Source organism: Bacillus sp. DHT2, assembly GCF_026241455.1.
In the GTDB taxonomy this organism is placed as follows: Bacteria; Bacillota; Bacilli; order Bacillales; family Bacillaceae_G; genus Bacillus_A; species Bacillus_A pseudomycoides.
On the sequence record NZ_JAPHWH010000078.1, the window covers coordinates 1 to 506 of the forward strand.

The window sequence follows — 506 nt, forward strand, 5'->3', positions numbered from 1 at the left end:
TATCTAGGAATATCCTCGGACGTCCAAGAGAACATTGTGTTAAATCGTCGCTTGAAAGAGTAACTAAAAAATAATATACGAGGGAGAGGTTTCATGAAATCAACAGGAGTAACTCGAAAATTAGATCCATTAGGACGTATAGTTATACCAATGGAGTTAAGGCGCACGCTGGAAATTGAAGAAAAGACACCATTAGAGATTTATGTAGAAGGTGAAAAGATTATCTTGAAAAAATACGAAGCGCATGGTGCTTGTGCAATAACAGGAGAAGTATCTGATAAGAATATTTCTCTTGCAAACGGCAAGATTACATTAAGCCCAGAAGGTGCAGAGCTACTAATAAAAGAAGTACAACAGTATCGTGTAAAATAATTAGCCCCATTTATAGGGGCTTTTTTTAGCCAAATATAAATAATTTCACGTACCGAAATTAAAAATAAAAAACACAGAAATCTTCATTAGGGGATTCTTTCCCTTTTCTGAATTTAGTGTGCTACGATAGTTAT

1 protein-coding gene is annotated in these 506 nt (G+C 34.8%); it reads left to right on the plus strand.

Translation table 11 applies throughout. The features are described from left to right. Positions 1–93: 93 nt before the first annotated feature. A complete protein-coding gene (locus ORL93_RS30970) occupies positions 94–372 on the plus strand; it encodes an AbrB/MazE/SpoVT family DNA-binding domain-containing protein (RefSeq protein ID WP_265960349.1) in 279 nt (92 codons plus the stop codon). The last annotated feature ends 134 nt before the right edge of the window (positions 373–506 follow it).

Bases quoted from the DNA above. Each gene is read 5' to 3' on its own strand.
- ORL93_RS30970 (WP_265960349.1), top strand. From the start codon at position 94: ATGAAATCAACAGGAGTAACTCGAAAATTAGATCCATTAGGACGTATA.